Source organism: Streptomyces viridosporus T7A (genome assembly GCF_008704515.1).
Classification (GTDB): domain Bacteria; phylum Actinomycetota; class Actinomycetes; order Streptomycetales; family Streptomycetaceae; genus Streptomyces; species Streptomyces viridosporus.
Genome location: NZ_CP023700.1, coordinates 2,401,834 through 2,416,479, shown reverse-complemented (window position 1 = coordinate 2,416,479; position 14,646 = coordinate 2,401,834). Strand labels below are relative to the sequence as shown.

The 14,646-nt window shown below is 73.5% G+C and carries 18 protein-coding genes; 12 read left to right on the top strand and 6 right to left on the bottom strand.

The window, feature by feature from the left end:
• Nucleotides 1-109: 109 nt before the first annotated feature.
• The 3 genes from CP969_RS11370 to CP969_RS11360 all read left to right on the top strand — a co-directional run bounded on the left by CP969_RS11370 (nucleotide 110) and on the right by CP969_RS11360 (nucleotide 2,782).
• Nucleotides 110-1,084 carry an ABC transporter ATP-binding protein gene (locus CP969_RS11370; RefSeq protein WP_016826696.1) on the top strand — a complete coding sequence of 325 codons (975 nt, stop codon included), beginning with the start codon at nucleotides 110-112 and terminating at the stop codon, nucleotides 1,082-1,084.
• Between the two features lie 146 nt (nucleotides 1,085-1,230).
• Nucleotides 1,231-2,052: an ABC transporter permease gene (locus CP969_RS11365; RefSeq protein WP_016826697.1), complete on the top strand. Its 822-nt coding sequence runs from the start codon at nucleotides 1,231-1,233 to the stop codon at nucleotides 2,050-2,052.
• Nucleotides 2,053-2,086: 34 nt separating this feature from the next.
• Nucleotides 2,087-2,782 (top strand): hypothetical protein, encoded by a 696-nt coding sequence (locus CP969_RS11360; RefSeq protein ID WP_004989297.1) that lies wholly within the window; start codon nucleotides 2,087-2,089, stop codon nucleotides 2,780-2,782.
• Nucleotides 2,783-2,996: 214 nt separating this feature from the next.
• Here CP969_RS11360 and ybaK read toward each other — a convergent pair whose 3' ends face one another.
• From ybaK to CP969_RS11340, 4 genes are all read right to left on the bottom strand, one after another.
• On the bottom strand, nucleotides 2,997-3,497 hold the full coding sequence (gene ybaK / locus CP969_RS11355; RefSeq protein WP_016826699.1) for a Cys-tRNA(Pro) deacylase: 501 nt from the start codon (nucleotides 3,495-3,497) through the stop codon (nucleotides 2,997-2,999).
• A gap of 29 nt (nucleotides 3,498-3,526) precedes the next feature.
• Nucleotides 3,527-4,267: an LON peptidase substrate-binding domain-containing protein gene (locus CP969_RS11350; protein ID WP_004989301.1), complete on the bottom strand. Its 741-nt coding sequence runs from the start codon at nucleotides 4,265-4,267 to the stop codon at nucleotides 3,527-3,529.
• 45 nt (nucleotides 4,268-4,312) lie between these two features.
• Nucleotides 4,313-5,353: a hypothetical protein gene (locus CP969_RS11345; protein ID WP_223887070.1), complete on the bottom strand. Its 1,041-nt coding sequence runs from the start codon at nucleotides 5,351-5,353 to the stop codon at nucleotides 4,313-4,315.
• 200 nt (nucleotides 5,354-5,553) lie between these two features.
• Nucleotides 5,554-7,131, bottom strand: coding sequence for an oxidoreductase (locus CP969_RS11340; RefSeq protein WP_016826701.1), 1,578 nt, complete (start codon nucleotides 7,129-7,131; stop codon nucleotides 5,554-5,556).
• A 192-nt stretch (nucleotides 7,132-7,323) separates the two neighbouring features.
• On the opposite strand from CP969_RS11340, the gene hisD reads away from it, so the two are divergent.
• Genes hisD through hisF form a run of 8 tightly spaced genes read left to right on the top strand, consistent with a single transcriptional unit; the run spans nucleotide 7,324 to nucleotide 13,039 of the window.
• A complete protein-coding gene (hisD, locus tag CP969_RS11335; RefSeq protein WP_016826702.1) occupies nucleotides 7,324-8,649 on the top strand; it encodes a histidinol dehydrogenase in 1,326 nt (441 codons plus the stop codon).
• Nucleotides 8,646-9,758 carry a histidinol-phosphate transaminase gene (locus CP969_RS11330; protein ID WP_004989319.1) on the top strand — a complete coding sequence of 371 codons (1,113 nt, stop codon included), beginning with the start codon at nucleotides 8,646-8,648 and terminating at the stop codon, nucleotides 9,756-9,758. Before hisD ends, CP969_RS11330 begins: the two co-directional genes overlap by 4 nt.
• Entirely contained in the window at nucleotides 9,755-10,348 is a 594-nt protein-coding gene (gene hisB, locus CP969_RS11325) for an imidazoleglycerol-phosphate dehydratase HisB (RefSeq protein WP_004989320.1), read from the top strand. The genes CP969_RS11330 and hisB overlap by 4 nt, the downstream gene beginning before the upstream one ends.
• Before the next feature lie 3 nt (nucleotides 10,349-10,351).
• A complete protein-coding gene (locus CP969_RS33190) occupies nucleotides 10,352-10,510 on the top strand; it encodes a hypothetical protein (protein WP_004989321.1) in 159 nt (52 codons plus the stop codon).
• 4 nt (nucleotides 10,511-10,514) lie between these two features.
• Nucleotides 10,515-11,156 carry an imidazole glycerol phosphate synthase subunit HisH gene (gene hisH, locus CP969_RS11320; RefSeq protein WP_004989323.1) on the top strand — a complete coding sequence of 214 codons (642 nt, stop codon included), beginning with the start codon at nucleotides 10,515-10,517 and terminating at the stop codon, nucleotides 11,154-11,156.
• A gap of 4 nt (nucleotides 11,157-11,160) precedes the next feature.
• A complete protein-coding gene (gene priA / locus CP969_RS11315) occupies nucleotides 11,161-11,886 on the top strand; it encodes a bifunctional 1-(5-phosphoribosyl)-5-((5-phosphoribosylamino)methylideneamino)imidazole-4-carboxamide isomerase/phosphoribosylanthranilate isomerase PriA (RefSeq protein ID WP_004989329.1) in 726 nt (241 codons plus the stop codon).
• A complete protein-coding gene (locus tag CP969_RS11310; protein WP_016826703.1) occupies nucleotides 11,883-12,287 on the top strand; it encodes a Rid family hydrolase in 405 nt (134 codons plus the stop codon). Before priA ends, CP969_RS11310 begins: the two co-directional genes overlap by 4 nt.
• Nucleotides 12,284-13,039 (top strand): imidazole glycerol phosphate synthase subunit HisF, encoded by a 756-nt coding sequence (gene hisF / locus CP969_RS11305; RefSeq protein WP_004989333.1) that lies wholly within the window; start codon nucleotides 12,284-12,286, stop codon nucleotides 13,037-13,039. Before CP969_RS11310 ends, hisF begins: the two co-directional genes overlap by 4 nt.
• Nucleotides 13,040-13,042: 3 nt before the next feature.
• On the opposite strand, the gene CP969_RS11300 is transcribed toward hisF, so the two are convergent.
• Complete coding sequence (locus CP969_RS11300; protein WP_004989334.1) at nucleotides 13,043-13,441, bottom strand: VOC family protein; 399 nt, start codon at nucleotides 13,439-13,441, stop codon at nucleotides 13,043-13,045.
• A gap of 23 nt (nucleotides 13,442-13,464) precedes the next feature.
• A complete protein-coding gene (locus CP969_RS11295; RefSeq protein WP_004989336.1) occupies nucleotides 13,465-14,100 on the bottom strand; it encodes a TIGR03085 family metal-binding protein in 636 nt (211 codons plus the stop codon).
• A 137-nt stretch (nucleotides 14,101-14,237) separates the two neighbouring features.
• Here CP969_RS11295 and hisI point away from each other — a divergent pair, with 137 nt between their 5' ends.
• Nucleotides 14,238-14,645, top strand: a complete 408-nt coding sequence (hisI, locus tag CP969_RS11290) for a phosphoribosyl-AMP cyclohydrolase (protein WP_004989339.1) — start codon at nucleotides 14,238-14,240, stop codon at nucleotides 14,643-14,645.
• Nucleotide 14,646: the final 1 nt, after the last annotated feature.

Genomic DNA, 14,646 nt, shown 5'->3' with positions numbered 1-14,646 from the left:
GAGGCGCGGCACGAGGGCGACCCGAGGGCGTGGCGGGGTTTCCGACCCCGTAGGCTCGTTCCTTGTGAGTAGGCGCGCGGCACAGGCATTCCGGCACGGTGGTGACGTCGTGTGCGCGGTGCGCGGGCTGACCAAGACCTACCCGGCGGTGCGCGGACGGCGCGGGGCGCCGGCGACACCCGAGGTCCGGGCCACCGACGACGTGCGGCTCGACGTCCGGCGCGGGGAGATCTTCGGTCTGCTCGGGCCGAACGGGGCCGGCAAGTCCACCCTCGTACGCCAGCTGACCGGGCTGATGCGGCCCGACCGGGGCAGCGTGGCGATCCTCGGCCACGACATCGTGCGCCACCCCGAGCGGGCCTCGCGCATCCTCGCCTACCTCGGGCAGGAGTCCACCGCCCTCGACGAGCTGACCGTGTCCCTCGCCGCCGAGACCACCGGCCGGCTGCGCGGGCTCGACGTGCGCCGGGCGCGGGCCGAACGGGACGCCGTTCTGGAGGAGCTGGGACTCACCCCGATCGCCGGACGCCCCTTGCGGAAGCTGTCCGGCGGCCAGCGCCGGCTGGCATGCTTCGCCGCCGCGCTGGTGGGGGAGCGGCCGCTGCTCGTGCTGGACGAGCCCACCACCGGCATGGACCCGGTGGCGCGGCGCGCGGTGTGGTCCGCCGTCGACCGGCGCCGGGCCGAGCGCGGCACGACCGTGCTGCTGGTCACCCACAACGTCATCGAGGCCGAGACGGTCCTCGACCGGGTCGCCGTCCTGGACCGGGGCCGGGTCATCGCCTGCGACAGCCCCGCCGGACTGAAGGAGCAGGTCGCGGGCGAGGTCCGGGTCGAGCTGGTGTGGCGCGAGGCGGCGCCGCTGCACGTGCCCGAGGTCGCCGCGCTGCGCGACCGGGTCGTCGAGTCGGGCCGCCGCTGGACCCTGCGGCTGGCCCCCGAGGAGGCCCGTACGGTGGTCGCCACCGTCACCGGCGGGGCCGCCTTCGCCGCCCTGGACGACTTCACGCTGGCCACGCCCAGCCTGGAGGACGTGTACCTGGCGCTGGGCGGCGCCGTACGGCAGGGACTGGTGAAGGCATGAGCGCACGGGCCGCGTCGTCCGTACGGAACGGGACGGCTGCCGCAGCGGATCCGAGCGGACCCGCGAGCGGACCCGTGGGCGAACCTGCGAGCGCGCCTGCGAGCGAACCTCCGAGCGAACCTCCGAGCGAAGGGGAGCAGCACGACGTGAGTGCCGTACCCGCCGATGTCCTGCCGGGCGGTGCCCTGCCCGTGCGGGAGGCCGGGCCGGAACCGGCCGGGCTCGGCCCCCGGGCGCGGCTGTGGCCGTCGCTGGCGGCCGTGTACCGGGCGCAGCTCTCCCGGGCACGGGTGGCGAGGATCCCGCTGCTGTTCGTGGCGACCTTCCAGTCGGTCGGGATCATGATCCTGATGCGCGGGGTGGTGGACGGCGGCGGCGAGGCGCAGGCCGTGGTCGCCGGCTCGTCGGTCCTGGTCGTGGCCTTCGTGGCGCTGAACCTCCTCGCGCAGTACTTCGGTCAGCTGCGGGCCAGCGGCGGACTCGACCACTACGCCACCCTGCCCGTGCCGCCCGCGGCGGTGGTCCTGGGCGCGGCCGGCGCCTACGCCTCGTTCACCGTGCCGGGGACCGTCGTGACCGCCGTCTTCGGGTGCGTCCTGTTCGGTCTGCCCCTGGCGCACCTGTGGGTGCTCGCCGCGGTGATCCCGCTCGCCGGGGCCGCGCTCGCCGGGCTGGGCGCGGCGCTGGGCCTGCTCGCGCCGCGGCCGGAGCTGGCGACGCTGCTCGGCCAGCTGGGCATGTCGGCGGCGCTGCTGCTGGGCGTGCTGCCGGCGGAGCGGATGCCGGAGGCGGTGCGCCTGGCGCGGGACCTGCTGCCGTCGACGTACGGCGTCGAGGCCCTCGCGCGGACCTTCGGCCCGCACCCCGACTGGGCGCACGTGCTCGGTGACCTCGCGGTGTGCGGGGGCGTCGGCGTGGTCTCGCTGGCCGTGGCGACCTGGGCGTACCGCAGGGCCGCCGTCCGGTGACGCGCCACACAGCCGGGCCTGGCACGATGTCAGGGTGAGCGCACCTCTGACACCACCACCGCCTCCGCACGAGGGTTCCTCGCATGACGCGTGGCAGCCGCCGTCCGCCGGACCCGTGGCGGACCCGTCCGGGAAGGACGGGTCCGCGGGGAACGCCGGGGGGTACGGCTGGTACGGACAGGACGGCCCCGCGATGAAGACGGAAGTGCGGGAGGCCACCGTGATCGCGGTGGCGGTGGCGCTCGGCGGGGCGCTCCTCGGGGTGCTGTGGTGGTGGCTGGCGCCGCGCGTGCCGCTCGTGGGCGACGTGGTGGGCGGCAACTGGGTCGTCTACCTCAAGGACACCGAGGGCGAGCAGGCCGTCGGGGTGGACGGGACGTTCGCCCTCCTGGCGCTGGGTTTCGGCGGGGTGAGCGCGCTCGCCGTGTTCCTCGTGCGGCGGCACGGGGGTGTGCCGCTGGTGGTGGCGCTGGCGGTCGGAGGGCTGCTCGGATCGCTGCTGGCATGGCGGATCGGCATATGGCTCGGCCCCGCGCAGGACGTGATCGCCCAAGCGAGGAGCGTGGGCAAAGGGGTCGCCTTCGACGCGCCGCTGAAGCTGAGCGCCAAGGGCGCGCTGCTGGCCTGGCCGTTCGCGGCGCTGGTCCTGCACCTGGGGTTGACCGCCCTGTTCGGCCCCCGCGACCCGGACCCCCTCCTGCCGGACCCGTACATCCCGCAGGGACCGTAGGGGCCGGCGCCGGGTATCCCCCCGGCCACCGGCTCCCCGGCACCGGTCTCCCGGCCCCGGCGGTCCACGCCGGGCGCCGTCCGCGGTGCGCCCGGCCCTTCCCCGCGCGCCACCCGCGTGTGCGGGGCCCCTGCGACGTGCCCTTTCTCCCTGGTCCCCCTGGTCCCCTCGCCCCCTGGTCTCCCTGGTCGAGGAAGAGGGCCCCGCCGAGGGGTCACGCACGCCCGATCGGGGCGAGGACGGCCGAGGTCAGCCTGGTCAGGTCGTCGGGGGAGAGCTCGACCTCCAGGCCGCGGCGGCCGGCCGAGACGCAGATCGTGTCGTGCAGGACGGCCGACTCGTCCAGGACCGTCGGCAGTGCCCTGCGCTGGCCGAGGGGCGAGATGCCGCCGCGGACGTACCCCGTGGTGCGTTCCGCCAGCGCCGGGTCGGCCATCGCGGCCCGCTTGCCGCCGGCCGCCGCCGCGAGCGCCTTCAGGTCCAGCTGGCCGGCCACCGGGACCACCGCCACGGTCAGCGCGCCGTCGACGTCGGCCACCAGCGTCTTGAAGACGCGGTCCGGCGGGACGCCCATCGCCTCGGCCGCCTCCTCGCCGTAGGACGGGTGGGAGGGGTCGTGGTCGTAGGAGTGGACCGTGAACGGCACCCCGGCCGCGGTGAGGGCCACCGTCGCGGGTGTGCCTCCCGCCTGCTGCTTCCTGGACTTCTTCGCCATCCCGGTCCGTACCCCCAGACAGTCGTGCGTCAGTTGAGACTCGTCGGCCCGCGCGTCAGGTCCGACGCCGGCAACGACGGCAGGCTACGGATGACGGCCGTCTCCGTGCGAAGGAGTTTCAGCTCGTCGCGGAGCCGGGACGCCGTGTCCGGCGCCTGGAGCAGACGCTGCCGGGTCGGTGTGTCCAGCATCATCGCGGCGGCGACCAGGTAGGAGACGACGCCCGGCTCGTCCGGCAGGTCCGCACCGGTCGCCAGCGACCGCTCCCGGGCCCCCGCCAGCCGCTTCTGGTACTGGCGGAACGCCCGCAGCACCCCTTCGGCCAGCGCCCCCGCCCCGTCGCCGGGCTCCTCGGCCACCGGCTCCAGCTCGGCCGTCAGATACGGCCCGGAGGCGTCGACCGACAGCAGCCGCACCCGGGTCGTGCCGGTGGCCAGCACCTCGAAGGTGCCGTCGGGGCGTTCCCGGATCGTCGCCGCGTCGGCCACGCAGCCCACCTTGTGGAAGGCCCGGAGCGGGTCGGTGCCGAAGCCGGCCGCCGCCCCCCGGTCGGGCACGGCGGTCGGGTCGGGCAGGCCGGGGGCGCTCGGCGCGACCTCGTGGCCGTCGCGGATCGCCACGACGGCGAACCGGCGCGGCTCGTCCTCCGAGGTCTTCAGCAGCTCGCGCATCATGGCGCGGTAGCGCTCCTCGAAGACGTTGAGCGGGAGCACGAGCCCCGGGAACAGCACCGTGTTCAGGGGGAAGAGCGGGAGGCGGACGGTGGTCACGACTCAAGAGCCTAATGGTCGCCGAAGCGGACCCGTCCGCCCTGTTCATTCCTCGGATGGCCGGAGCCCGTGGCGCAGGAAGCGGTTCCCGCCCCCGGGAGAGCCGAACGCCATCGCCGCGCGCACCCCCTGACGCACCTCCAGGAACCGCCCGAGCGGGTCGTCCGCGTCCCGGTCCCACGGGAAGGACGTGGCGTACGGGCCGGTCAGGCGCAGCTGTTCCAGGGCGTCCGGCCAGCGTTCGAGGCTCACCAGGACGTAGGTCAGCAGATTGCGCAGCTCGGCCGGCCAGGAGTGGCCCGTCGGCAGCCGGGCGGACAGGACGGCGGCCCGGTCGGCCGCGGCTTCGAGTCGCGCGCGCGGCACCTCGGGGCCGCCGCCGTCGGTCAGATAGCCGAACGCCGCCCACAGCGGCAGTGCCTGGGTGAGCGAGTCCCCCGGCGCGTCCTGGGCGGCCAGGTCCGCGAAGTCGAAGCACTCGCGGTGCGCGCCGTGCCAGGAGGACGACAGGTAGCGCAGGGCCGCCACATGGCAGCCGTAGTGGTGCGGGGCGCGGCGGACCGCCGCCTCCCACAGCTCCTGGAAGTACCGGTGCCCGGCGCGTGCGCCGCGGGCGTGGTCCAGGGCGAGCCGCCACGGCACCGGATCGCGGTCGTCCCCCTTCGCGGCGGCGGTGATCAGCGGGCTCACCTCGCGCAGCAGCTCGGTCCGGGCCGGTGAGTCCCACGCGAGGTCCACCGCCCGCTGGGCCTCCACCAGCAGCCCGTCGGGGTCGTGCGGATCGAGGGCGCGCCAGGCGTCCAGCCACCCGGGGCGCGAGCGGGCGAAGACGGCCAGTCGCCGCACATAGCGGTCGCGGTGCTCCCAGGAGCCCTGGCGGCGGGTGGCGGCGAGCAGGCCGGCGGCGGGCGCGTGGTCGCCGCCCGCCGCCGCGACCAGCGCCGGACCCAGCGCGTCGTCGGGCGCGTCGAGGAGCACGTCGTCGTCGGTGGGCAGTACGACGTCGGCGGGCAGCACGCCGACGGGCGCGGCGTCCGCCCTGCCTCGTGCCCGGGACGTACGGGTGAATCCGTGCAGCAGAGCCATGGTGTCGACCATTGAAAGACCGCAGGTCACGGCCGCGCCAGAGGCCACGCTGAAGTCGTGGAAGGTTGTACGCGGACCGGTCAAGGGCCGTTAAAAAGTGGTCGGTTTCTTGCCGTGTGCGACGCCTGCGGAACACCACGGGCCTCATGCGTCGCACAGGACGTCATGACGCCATGACGCCACGGCACCGTGCGGCTGGGCTAGGTGCGCCGCAGCGTCCGCGTCGCCCCCGCCGCCACCGTCGTCGCCAGGACCCAGCCCAGCAGGATGAACGCCGCCGCCAGCCACTGCCAGCCGCCGCGCAGCTCCCAGAAGCCCACCTGCCCCAGGTCGATCACCGGCAGCAGCAGGTCCAGGGCGAACAGGGCCGGGTCCCACGGGGGGTGCTCACCGCTCTTGAGGGGCGGGTGGTGCGCGCGGGCGAAGGCCAGGGAACCGCCCGCCCACAGCACCGCCATCCACACCGCGGCCCGGCCCGGCCGGTATCCGTAGGCGACCGTCCAGTCCTGCGCGTAGCCCCACAGCTTGGCCGCGAGCGGCAGGCTCTCGCGACGCCGGCGCTGCTTGGCGAGCAGCACCTCGCGGGCCTCCTCGTCCTCCCCGCTCGCCCGCAGCACGGCGGCCAGCCGCTCGTACGGCTCCGGGTTGTACTCGGCGCTCGCCGCGTCCACCCAGCGCAGCCGCAGCTCCAGCGGGAACGGGCCGCGCGGCACCAGGTTCTCGTAGGTGAAGCCGCCCATGTGCAGCCGCCCGGGCCCCGGCCAGCTCTCCGCCCGGTCCATCAGGTTGACCACCCGCGCCCCCGACAGCACCACCTTGCCGCGCGCCGGCCGCTCCCCGAGGAAGCGCAGCTCCGGCGTCTGCACCCGGCGCAGCGACAGCTCCTGGTCGTCGGTGAAGGCGAACTGGGCCCCCTCGAAGTCGACCGCGTCCCCGAACCGCCCGTCGTCCAGCCGCACCCCGCCCTGGCACTCGAACCGCTGGATCCGTGTCCCGCGCGCCGGGGTCATCCCGCTCCGCGCCTGGGCGCCGACCCCCGCCGGGGTCAGGTACAGCGAACGCTCCACGGTCAGCTGGGGCGCGTTCAGCGCGAGCCGGGTGTACGGGTTGACCAGGCGGGCGCCGCGCAGGCTCAGCGAGACGCCTATCTGCGCGCTGCGCAGGCTCAGCTCGCCGTGCGACTCCAGCATCTCCGCCTGGAGGTCCTGGCCGACCGTCATGCCGTCCCCGGCGATCGAGCGGCCGCTGCGGTCCCGGTGCACGATCGCCTGGTTGAGCATCAGGTCCGTGCCGATGCGGGCGTCGGTGAGCCGTATGCCGCCCAGGAACCGGCAGCGCGGCAGATGCAGATCGCCCTCGGTGTGCAGCCGGGCCGCCTCCAGGCGCGGCACGGAGCAGTCCACCAGCCGCACGGTCGTGAAGCGGGCCTCCGGCAGCAGCACGTCCCGCTCGAAGCGGCAGTCCCGCATCTCCACGTACGGCCCCACCGTGCCGCCCGCCAGGTCCAGGAGGCCGCTGATCCGCACCCCGACCAGCTTCAGCGAGGAGACCCGGCCGGCCAGCGCGGGCGGCCCGTCCAGCAGGAGCCAGCACACGACACGGGCCCGGACCGTCCGCTCGGGGCCCCACGGATGCCCGCCGTGCGGGTCGTCGACGACCGTGTCACCGCTGCTCAGGTCGTACACGCTGCCGTTCCGGAAGGCCTGCCACATCCCGGCCTCCACGGCGGTCAGATCCTCCGGCACGTCCCCGGCGCGCGGTCCCGCCCCTTCGGCCACGGCTTTCCCCTCCCTCCCGGGTACTCGTCGGTTCATCCCTTCGTACAACCGGTGATGCCCGTTTCCGTGAGAGGTTGAACACGGAAAGTGAGGAGGATCTCCGACATGTGTGCACACCGTCACCGAGGGGCCCCGTATCAGCCATTGGAACGCGCGGACGGCTCACTGCGCGGGTCTGAGAGAATTGAGCACGTGATCTCCCGAATCGATCTGCGCGGCGACGCCCTTCCCGAGGGCCCCGCCCTGCGTGACCTGCTGCCCCGAGCCGACTTCGACGTCGCGGCCGCCCTGGAGAAGGTGCGTCCGATCTGCGAGGACGTGCATCATCGCGGCGACGCGGCGCTGATCGACTTCGCCGAGCGGTTCGACGGCGTGCGTCTGGAATCCGTCCGGGTCCCGGCGCAGGCGCTCGCCGACGCCCTGGAGGCGCTGGACCCGGCCGTGCGGGCCGCCCTGGAGGAGTCCATCCGCCGCGCCCGGCTCGTCCACCGCGAGCAGCGCCGCACCACCCGCACCACCCAGGTCGTGCCGGGCGGCACGGTCACCGAGAAGTGGGTGCCGGTCGACCGCGTGGGGCTGTACGCGCCGGGCGGCCGGTCCGTGTACCCGTCCTCCGTGATCATGAACGCCGTACCCGCCCAGGAGGCCGGTGTCCCGTCCGTCGCGCTGGCCTCCCCGCCCCAGGCCGAGTTCGGCGGGCTGCCGCACCCGACCATCCTCGCCGCGTGCGCGCTGCTCGGCGTCGACGAGGTGTACGCGGCCGGCGGCGCCACCGCCGTCGCGATGTTCGCGTACGGCACCGAGTCCTGCCCGCCCGCGAACATGGTCACCGGCCCCGGCAACATCTGGGTCGCCGCGGCCAAGCGCTACTTCACCGGCCGCATCGGCATCGACGCCGAGGCCGGCCCCACCGAGATCGCGATCCTCGCGGACTCCACGGCCGACCCGGTGCACGTCGCCTCCGACCTGATCAGCCAGGCCGAGCACGACCCGCTGGCCGCCGCCGTCCTCGTCACCGACTCCACCGAGCTCGCGGACGCGGTCGAGAAGGAGCTGGAGCCGCAGGTCGCGGCGACCAAGCACATCGAGGACCGGATCGTCCCGGCGCTGTCCGGCCGGCAGTCCGCCATCGTCCTGGTCGACGGCCTCGACGAGGGCCTGCGCGTGGTCGACGCCTACGGCGCCGAGCACCTGGAGATCCAGACCGCCGACGCCGCCGCGGTCGCCGACCGGGTGCGCAACGCCGGCGCGGTCTTCGTCGGCCCCTGGGCCCCGGTCTCGCTCGGCGACTACGCGGCCGGGTCCAACCACGTCCTGCCCACCGGCGGCTGCGCCTGCCACTCCTCGGGGCTGTCGGTCCAGTCCTTCCTGCGCGGCATCCACATCGTCGACTACACCGAGGACGCGCTGGCCGAGGTCGCGCACCACGTGGTGACGCTGGCGGAGGCGGAGGACCTGCCCGCGCACGGCGCGGCGATCAAGGCGAGGTTCGGCTGGAAGGTGCCCGAGAGCAAGTGAGCGACGTGAGGATCGACGATCTGCCCGTACGGGACGAGCTGCGCGGCAAGTCCCCCTACGGCGCGCCCCAGCTGGACGTCCCCGTACGGCTGAACACCAACGAGAACCCCTACCCGCTGCCCGAGCCGCTGGTCGAGCGGATCGCCGAGCGGGTCCGGGAAGCCGCCCGGCACCTCAACCGCTACCCCGACCGGGACGCGGTGGAGCTGCGGACCGGGCTGGCCGAGTACCTGACGAAGACGGCCGGGCACCCCGTCGGCCTCGAGAACGTGTGGGCCGCCAACGGCTCCAACGAGGTCATCCAGCAGCTGCTGCAGACCTTCGGCGGGCCCGGCCGCACCGCGATCGGCTTCGAGCCGTCGTACTCGATGCACGCGCTGATCGCGCGCGGCACCGGCACCGGCTGGATCTCCGGCCCGCGCCGCGACGACTTCTCGATCGACCTCGCCGCCGCCGAGGAGGCGATCGCCGAGCACCGGCCCGACGTCGTCTTCGTCACCACCCCCAACAACCCCACGGGCAACGCGGTCCCGCCCGAGACGGTGCTCGCGCTGTACGAGGCCGCCCAGGCGGCCAAGCCGTCGATGGTGGTCGTGGACGAGGCGTACGTCGAGTTCAGCCACGGCGACTCGCTGCTGCCGCTGCTCGAGGGACGGCCGCACCTGGTCGTCTCCCGCACCATGTCGAAGGCGTTCGGCGCCGCCGGGCTGCGCCTCGGCTACCTCGCCGCGCACCCCGCGGTCGTGGACGCCGTGCAGCTCGTCCGGCTGCCCTACCACCTCTCGGCGATCACCCAGGCGACCGCGCTGGCCGCCCTCGAACACACCGGCACGCTGCTGAAGTACGTCGAGCAGCTGAAGGCCGAGCGGGACCGGCTGGTCGCCGAACTGCGCGCCCTCGACTACGAGGTGACCGAGTCGGACGCGAACTTCGTCCAGTTCGGCAGGTTCGCCGACTCCCAGGCCGCCTGGCGGCGGATCCTCGACCGGGGCGTCCTGGTCCGGGACAACGGCGTACCGGGATGGCTGCGGGTCACCGCGGGCACCCCGGCGGAAAACGACGCGTTTCTCGACGCGGTCCGTGAGATCAAGAAGGAGCAGAGCGCATGAACCGCGTGGGACGTGTGGAGCGGACGACCAAGGAGACCTCGGTCCTCGTCGAGATCGACCTCGACGGCACCGGGAAGACCGAGATCTCCACCGGGGTCGGCTTCTACGACCACATGCTCGACCAGATCGGCCGGCACGGTCTGTTCGACCTGACCGTGAAGACCGAGGGCGACCTGCACATCGACTCCCACCACACCATCGAGGACACCGCCCTCGCGCTCGGCGGCGCCTTCAAGCAGGCGCTCGGCGACAAGAAGGGCATCTACCGCTTCGGCAACTGCACGGTCCCGCTGGACGAGTCCCTCGCCCAGGTCACCGTCGACCTGTCCGGCCGCCCCTACCTCGTGCACACCGAGCCCGAGAAGATGGCGCCGATGATCGGCGAGTACGACACCACGATGACCCGGCACATCCTGGAGTCCTTCGTCGCGCAGGCCCAGGTCGCGCTGCACGTGCACGTGCCCTACGGGCGCAACGCGCACCACATCGTGGAGTGCCAGTTCAAGGCGCTCGCCCGGGCCCTGCGCTACGCCTGTGAGCGCGACCCGCGCGCGGCGGGCATCGTGCCCTCCACGAAGGGCGCGCTGTAGCCCATGAACGGACTGTCCACCGTCCTGATCGTCGTCGGTCTGTTCCTCGTCGGCGGGGTCATCTCCTTCGTCAAGCAGAAGATGCCCAAGAGCCTGATCGTGCTGCTCTCGGTCGGCGCCGCGATGTGCCTCTTCGCGGGCGTCCTGAGGCTGGAGGTGTGATCCCTTGAGCACCACCAAGAAGGTCGTGGTCTTCGACTACGGCTTCGGCAACGTCCGTTCCGCCGAGCGTGCCCTCGCCCGCGCGGGAGCCGACGTCGAGATCACCCGCGACTTCGACCGGGCGATGAACGCCGACGGCCTGCTGGTGCCCGGCGTCGGCGCCTTCGCCGCCTGCATGCGCGGCCTGAAGGAGGCGCGCGGCGACTGGATCGTCGACCGCCGGCTGGCCGGCGGGCGCCCGGTGATGGGCATCTGCGTCGGCATGCAGATCCTGTTCGCGCGCGGCGTCGAGCACGGCGTGCGGACCGAGGGCCTCGACGAGTGGCCCGGCTCGGTCGAGCCGCTGCAGGCCGACGTCGTGCCCCACATGGGCTGGAACACCGTGGACGCGCCGGCCGGCTCCGAGCTGTTCGCCGGCCTCGGCGCGGACGCCCGCTTCTACTTCGTGCACTCCTACGCGGTCCACGACTGGACCCTGGAGACGGCGAACCCGGCGATGCGCGCCCCGCTGGTCACCTGGTCCACGCACGGCAAGCCGTTCGTGGCCGCGGTGGAGAACGGCGCCCTGTGGGCCACCCAGTTCCACCCCGAGAAGTCCGGCGACGCCGGTGCCCAGCTCCTCACCAACTGGATCGGAACCCTGTAGAGACATGGCCAAGCTCGAACTGCTCCCCGCCGTCGACGTCCGTGACGGCCAGGCCGTCCGCCTCGTGCACGGCGAGTCCGGGACGGAAACGTCGTACGGCTCCCCCCTGGAGGCCGCCCTCGCCTGGCAGCGCTCGGGCGCCGAGTGGCTGCACCTGGTCGACCTGGACGCCGCGTTCGGCACCGGGAACAACCGTGAGCTGATCGCCGAGGTCGCCGGGGCGATGGACATCAAGGTGGAGCTGTCCGGCGGCATCCGCGACGACGACACCCTCGCCGCCGCGCTCGCCACCGGCTGCACCCGCGTCAACCTCGGCACCGCCGCCCTGGAGAGCCCCGAGTGGGTCGCCCGGATCATCGCCGAGCACGGCGACAGGATCGCCGTCGGCCTCGACGTGCGCGGCACCACCCTGCGCGGACGCGGCTGGACCCGCGACGGCGGCGACCTCTACGAGACGCTGGAGCGCCTCGACAAGGAGGGCTGCGCCCGCTACGTGGTCACCGACATCGCCAAGGACGGCACCCTCCAGGGCCCCAACCTGGAGCTGCTGAAGAACGTCTGCGCCGCCACCGACCGCCCGGTGGTCGCCTCCGGCGGGGTGTCCTCGCTGGACGACCTGCGCGCCATCGCGGAGCTCGTACCGCTCGGCGTCGAGGGCGCCATCGTCGGAAAGGCCCTGTACGCGAAGGCGTTCACCCTGGAAGAGGCCCTGGAGGCTGTGTCGCGATGACGACCGAGGCCGTACGGCGCGTGCAGAGCGGAAACCCCTGGGAGGAGTCCTTCGGCTCCGCACGGGCCGTGGCGGCGGGTGACCGCGTCCTGGTGGCGGGCACGACCGCGTTCCGGGGCGAGGTGCTCCACGGGGAGGGCGACCCCTACGAGCAGGCCAAGGAGGCCTTCACCATCGCGCTGGAGGCGATCGGCGCGTTCGGACTCGGCATCGAGTCCGTGATCCGCACCCGCGTCCACCTCGCCCACGTGCGGGACGTCGACGAGGCCGGCCGGGCCCACAAGGAACTGTTCGACTCGGTGCGCCCGGTCACCACCCTCCTGGTGGTCGAGGGCTTCGTCGACCCGCGCGTCCTGGTCTCAGTGGAACTCGAAGCATTCAGAGGAGCCGTGACCTCATGACCCTGGCGGTCCGAGTCATCCCCTGCCTGGACGTGGACAACGGCCGGGTCGTCAAGGGCGTCAACTTCCAGAACCTGCGCGACGCGGGCGACCCCGTCGAGATGGCCAAGGTGTACGACACCGAGGGCGCCGACGAGTTGACGTTCCTGGACATCACCGCCTCGTCGGGCAACCGCGAGACGACCTACGACGTGGTGCGCCGCACCGCCGAGCAGGTGTTCATCCCGCTGACGGTGGGCGGCGGCGTCCGCACCGCCGAGGACGTGGACCGGCTGCTGCGGGCGGGCGCCGACAAGGTGGGCGTGAACACCGCCGCCATCGCCCGCCCCGACCTCATCCGGGAGATCGCCGAGCGCTTCGGCCGGCAGGTCCTCGTCCTCTCGGTCGACGCCCGGCGCACGGACTCCGGCTCCTTCGAGGTCACCACGCACGGCGGCCGCCGCGGCACCGGGATCGACGCCGTGGAGTGGGCGCACCGCGCCGCCGAGCTGGGCGCCGGCGAGATCCTGCTCAACTCGATGGACGCGGACGGCACCAAGGACGGCTACGACCTGGAGATGATCGCCGCCGTCCGGAAGCACGTCACCGTCCCGGTGATCGCCTCCGGCGGCGCGGGCAGGCTGGCCGACTTCCCGCCCGCGGTCGCGGCGGGCGCGGACGCGGTCCTCGCGGCCTCGGTCTTCCACTTCGGAGACCTGCGGATCGGCCAGGTCAAGGAGACCCTGCGGGAGGCCGGGCACCCGGTCCGCTGACCCTCAGCCCAGCGGCTGGGTCAGCTGGACCAGGTTGCCCACCGTGTCGTCCAGCAGGGCGGTGAGCACCGGGCCCTGCTCCTCGGGGTCCCGGACGAAGTGGACGCCTTCGCCGCGGAGCCGTTCGTACTCCGCGCGGAGGTCGTCCACGGAGAACACGATGGAGGGCAGTCCCGCCTCGCGCACCGCCCGGCGGTAGGGCTCGGCGATGGGCCCCTGGCCCGGCTCCAGCAGGAGCTCCAGGTCCGGCTGGGCCCCCTGCGGCGCGCCCACCGTGACGAACAGGGCGCCGTCGCCCAGGTCCCTGTGGGTGCGGGTCTCGAAGCCGAGGACGCCGGTGTAGAAGGCGTGCGCCTTCGCCACGTCGTCGACGTACACACTGGTCATGGCGACTTTGATCACGAACCGTGCCTTTCGGGTACCGGTCAGATACCGAGCTGTTTGGTTTCCTGCAGCTTCGCGATCGCGTTCTCGTCGCCCTCCAGTTCGACCTTCGCCGCGCTCTGCCGCCCGTAGGCGAACAGCACCAGCTCCGACGGCTCGCCGGTCACCGTGACCACCGGGGTGCCGCGGTGGGCCACCGCCGTCTGGCCGTTCGGACGGCGCAGCACCAGGCCCGTCGGGATGCCGCGGCCCATCAGGCGGGCGGAGCGCTCCAGCCGGGACCACAGGGCGTCCTGGAACACCGGGTCGATCTCCCGCGGCGTCCAGTCGGGCCGGGCCCGGCGGACGTCCTCCGTGTGGACGTAGAACTCGACGATGTTCGCCATCTCGTCGACCTGCTTGAGCGAGAAGGGCGAGAAGCGCGGCGGCCCGGTACGGATCAGCTGGATCAGCTCCTCGTACGGCTTGGCGGTGAACTCCGCCGTCACCCGCTCCAGGTGCGACGCCAACGGCTTGACGAACATGCCGCCGGCGGCGTCGGGGCGGCGCTCGCGCACCACCACGTGGGCGGCGAGGTCACGGGTCGTCCAGCCCTCGCACAGGGTGGGGGCCTCGGGTCCCGCGGTCTCCAGCAGGTCGGCGAGGAGGAGCCGTTCACGCTTGGCATGGGTCGACATGCCAGCCAGCCTACGGCCGCCCGCCCGGTCCGCCCACCCGTCATCCGGTCCCACCCCCCACCGGGAGACTTCGCGCCGCCCGCCCAACCCGTGGACGTCCCCCCGGGAGGCCGGGCGGGCGCGGCACAATGGTCGGCATGACCAGCACGTCCCGGCCCAGCCGCCTCGACCCGGAGATCGCCGCGCGACTCAAGCGCAGCCCCGACGGCCTCCTGCCCGCCATCGCCCAGCAGTACGACACCGGGGAGGTGCTGATGCTGGGCTGGATGGACGACGAGGCGCTGCACCGCACGCTGACCACCGGCCGCTGCACCTACTGGTCGCGCAGCCGCCGGGAGTACTGGGTCAAGGGGGACACCTCCGGTCACTTCCAGTGGGTCAGGTCGGTCGCCCTCGACTGCGACGCGGACACCGTGCTGGTCAAGGTCGACCAGGTCGGCGCCGCCTGCCACACCGGTGCCCGCACCTGTTTCGACGCCGACGTGCTGCTGGAGGAAGCCCCCGCCGACGGCGCCGGGTCCGGCACGGCCGTCCCGGATCAGTAAG

Excerpts from the sequence above, each read along its gene's own strand:
- ybaK (WP_016826699.1), bottom strand. The coding sequence starts at position 3,497 with ATGGCGAAGAAGTCCAGGAAGCAGCAGGCGGGAGGCACACCCGCGACG.
- CP969_RS11345 (WP_223887070.1), bottom strand. The coding sequence starts at position 5,353 with ATGGCTCTGCTGCACGGATTCACCCGTACGTCCCGGGCACGAGGCAGG.
- hisB (WP_004989320.1), top strand. The coding sequence starts at position 9,755 with ATGAACCGCGTGGGACGTGTGGAGCGGACGACCAAGGAGACCTCGGTC.
- CP969_RS33190 (WP_004989321.1), top strand. The coding sequence starts at position 10,352 with ATGAACGGACTGTCCACCGTCCTGATCGTCGTCGGTCTGTTCCTCGTC.
- priA (WP_004989329.1), top strand. The coding sequence starts at position 11,161 with ATGGCCAAGCTCGAACTGCTCCCCGCCGTCGACGTCCGTGACGGCCAG.
- CP969_RS11310 (WP_016826703.1), top strand. The coding sequence starts at position 11,883 with ATGACGACCGAGGCCGTACGGCGCGTGCAGAGCGGAAACCCCTGGGAG.
- hisF (WP_004989333.1), top strand. The coding sequence starts at position 12,284 with ATGACCCTGGCGGTCCGAGTCATCCCCTGCCTGGACGTGGACAACGGC.
- CP969_RS11295 (WP_004989336.1), bottom strand. The coding sequence starts at position 14,100 with ATGTCGACCCATGCCAAGCGTGAACGGCTCCTCCTCGCCGACCTGCTG.
- hisI (WP_004989339.1), top strand. The coding sequence starts at position 14,238 with ATGACCAGCACGTCCCGGCCCAGCCGCCTCGACCCGGAGATCGCCGCG.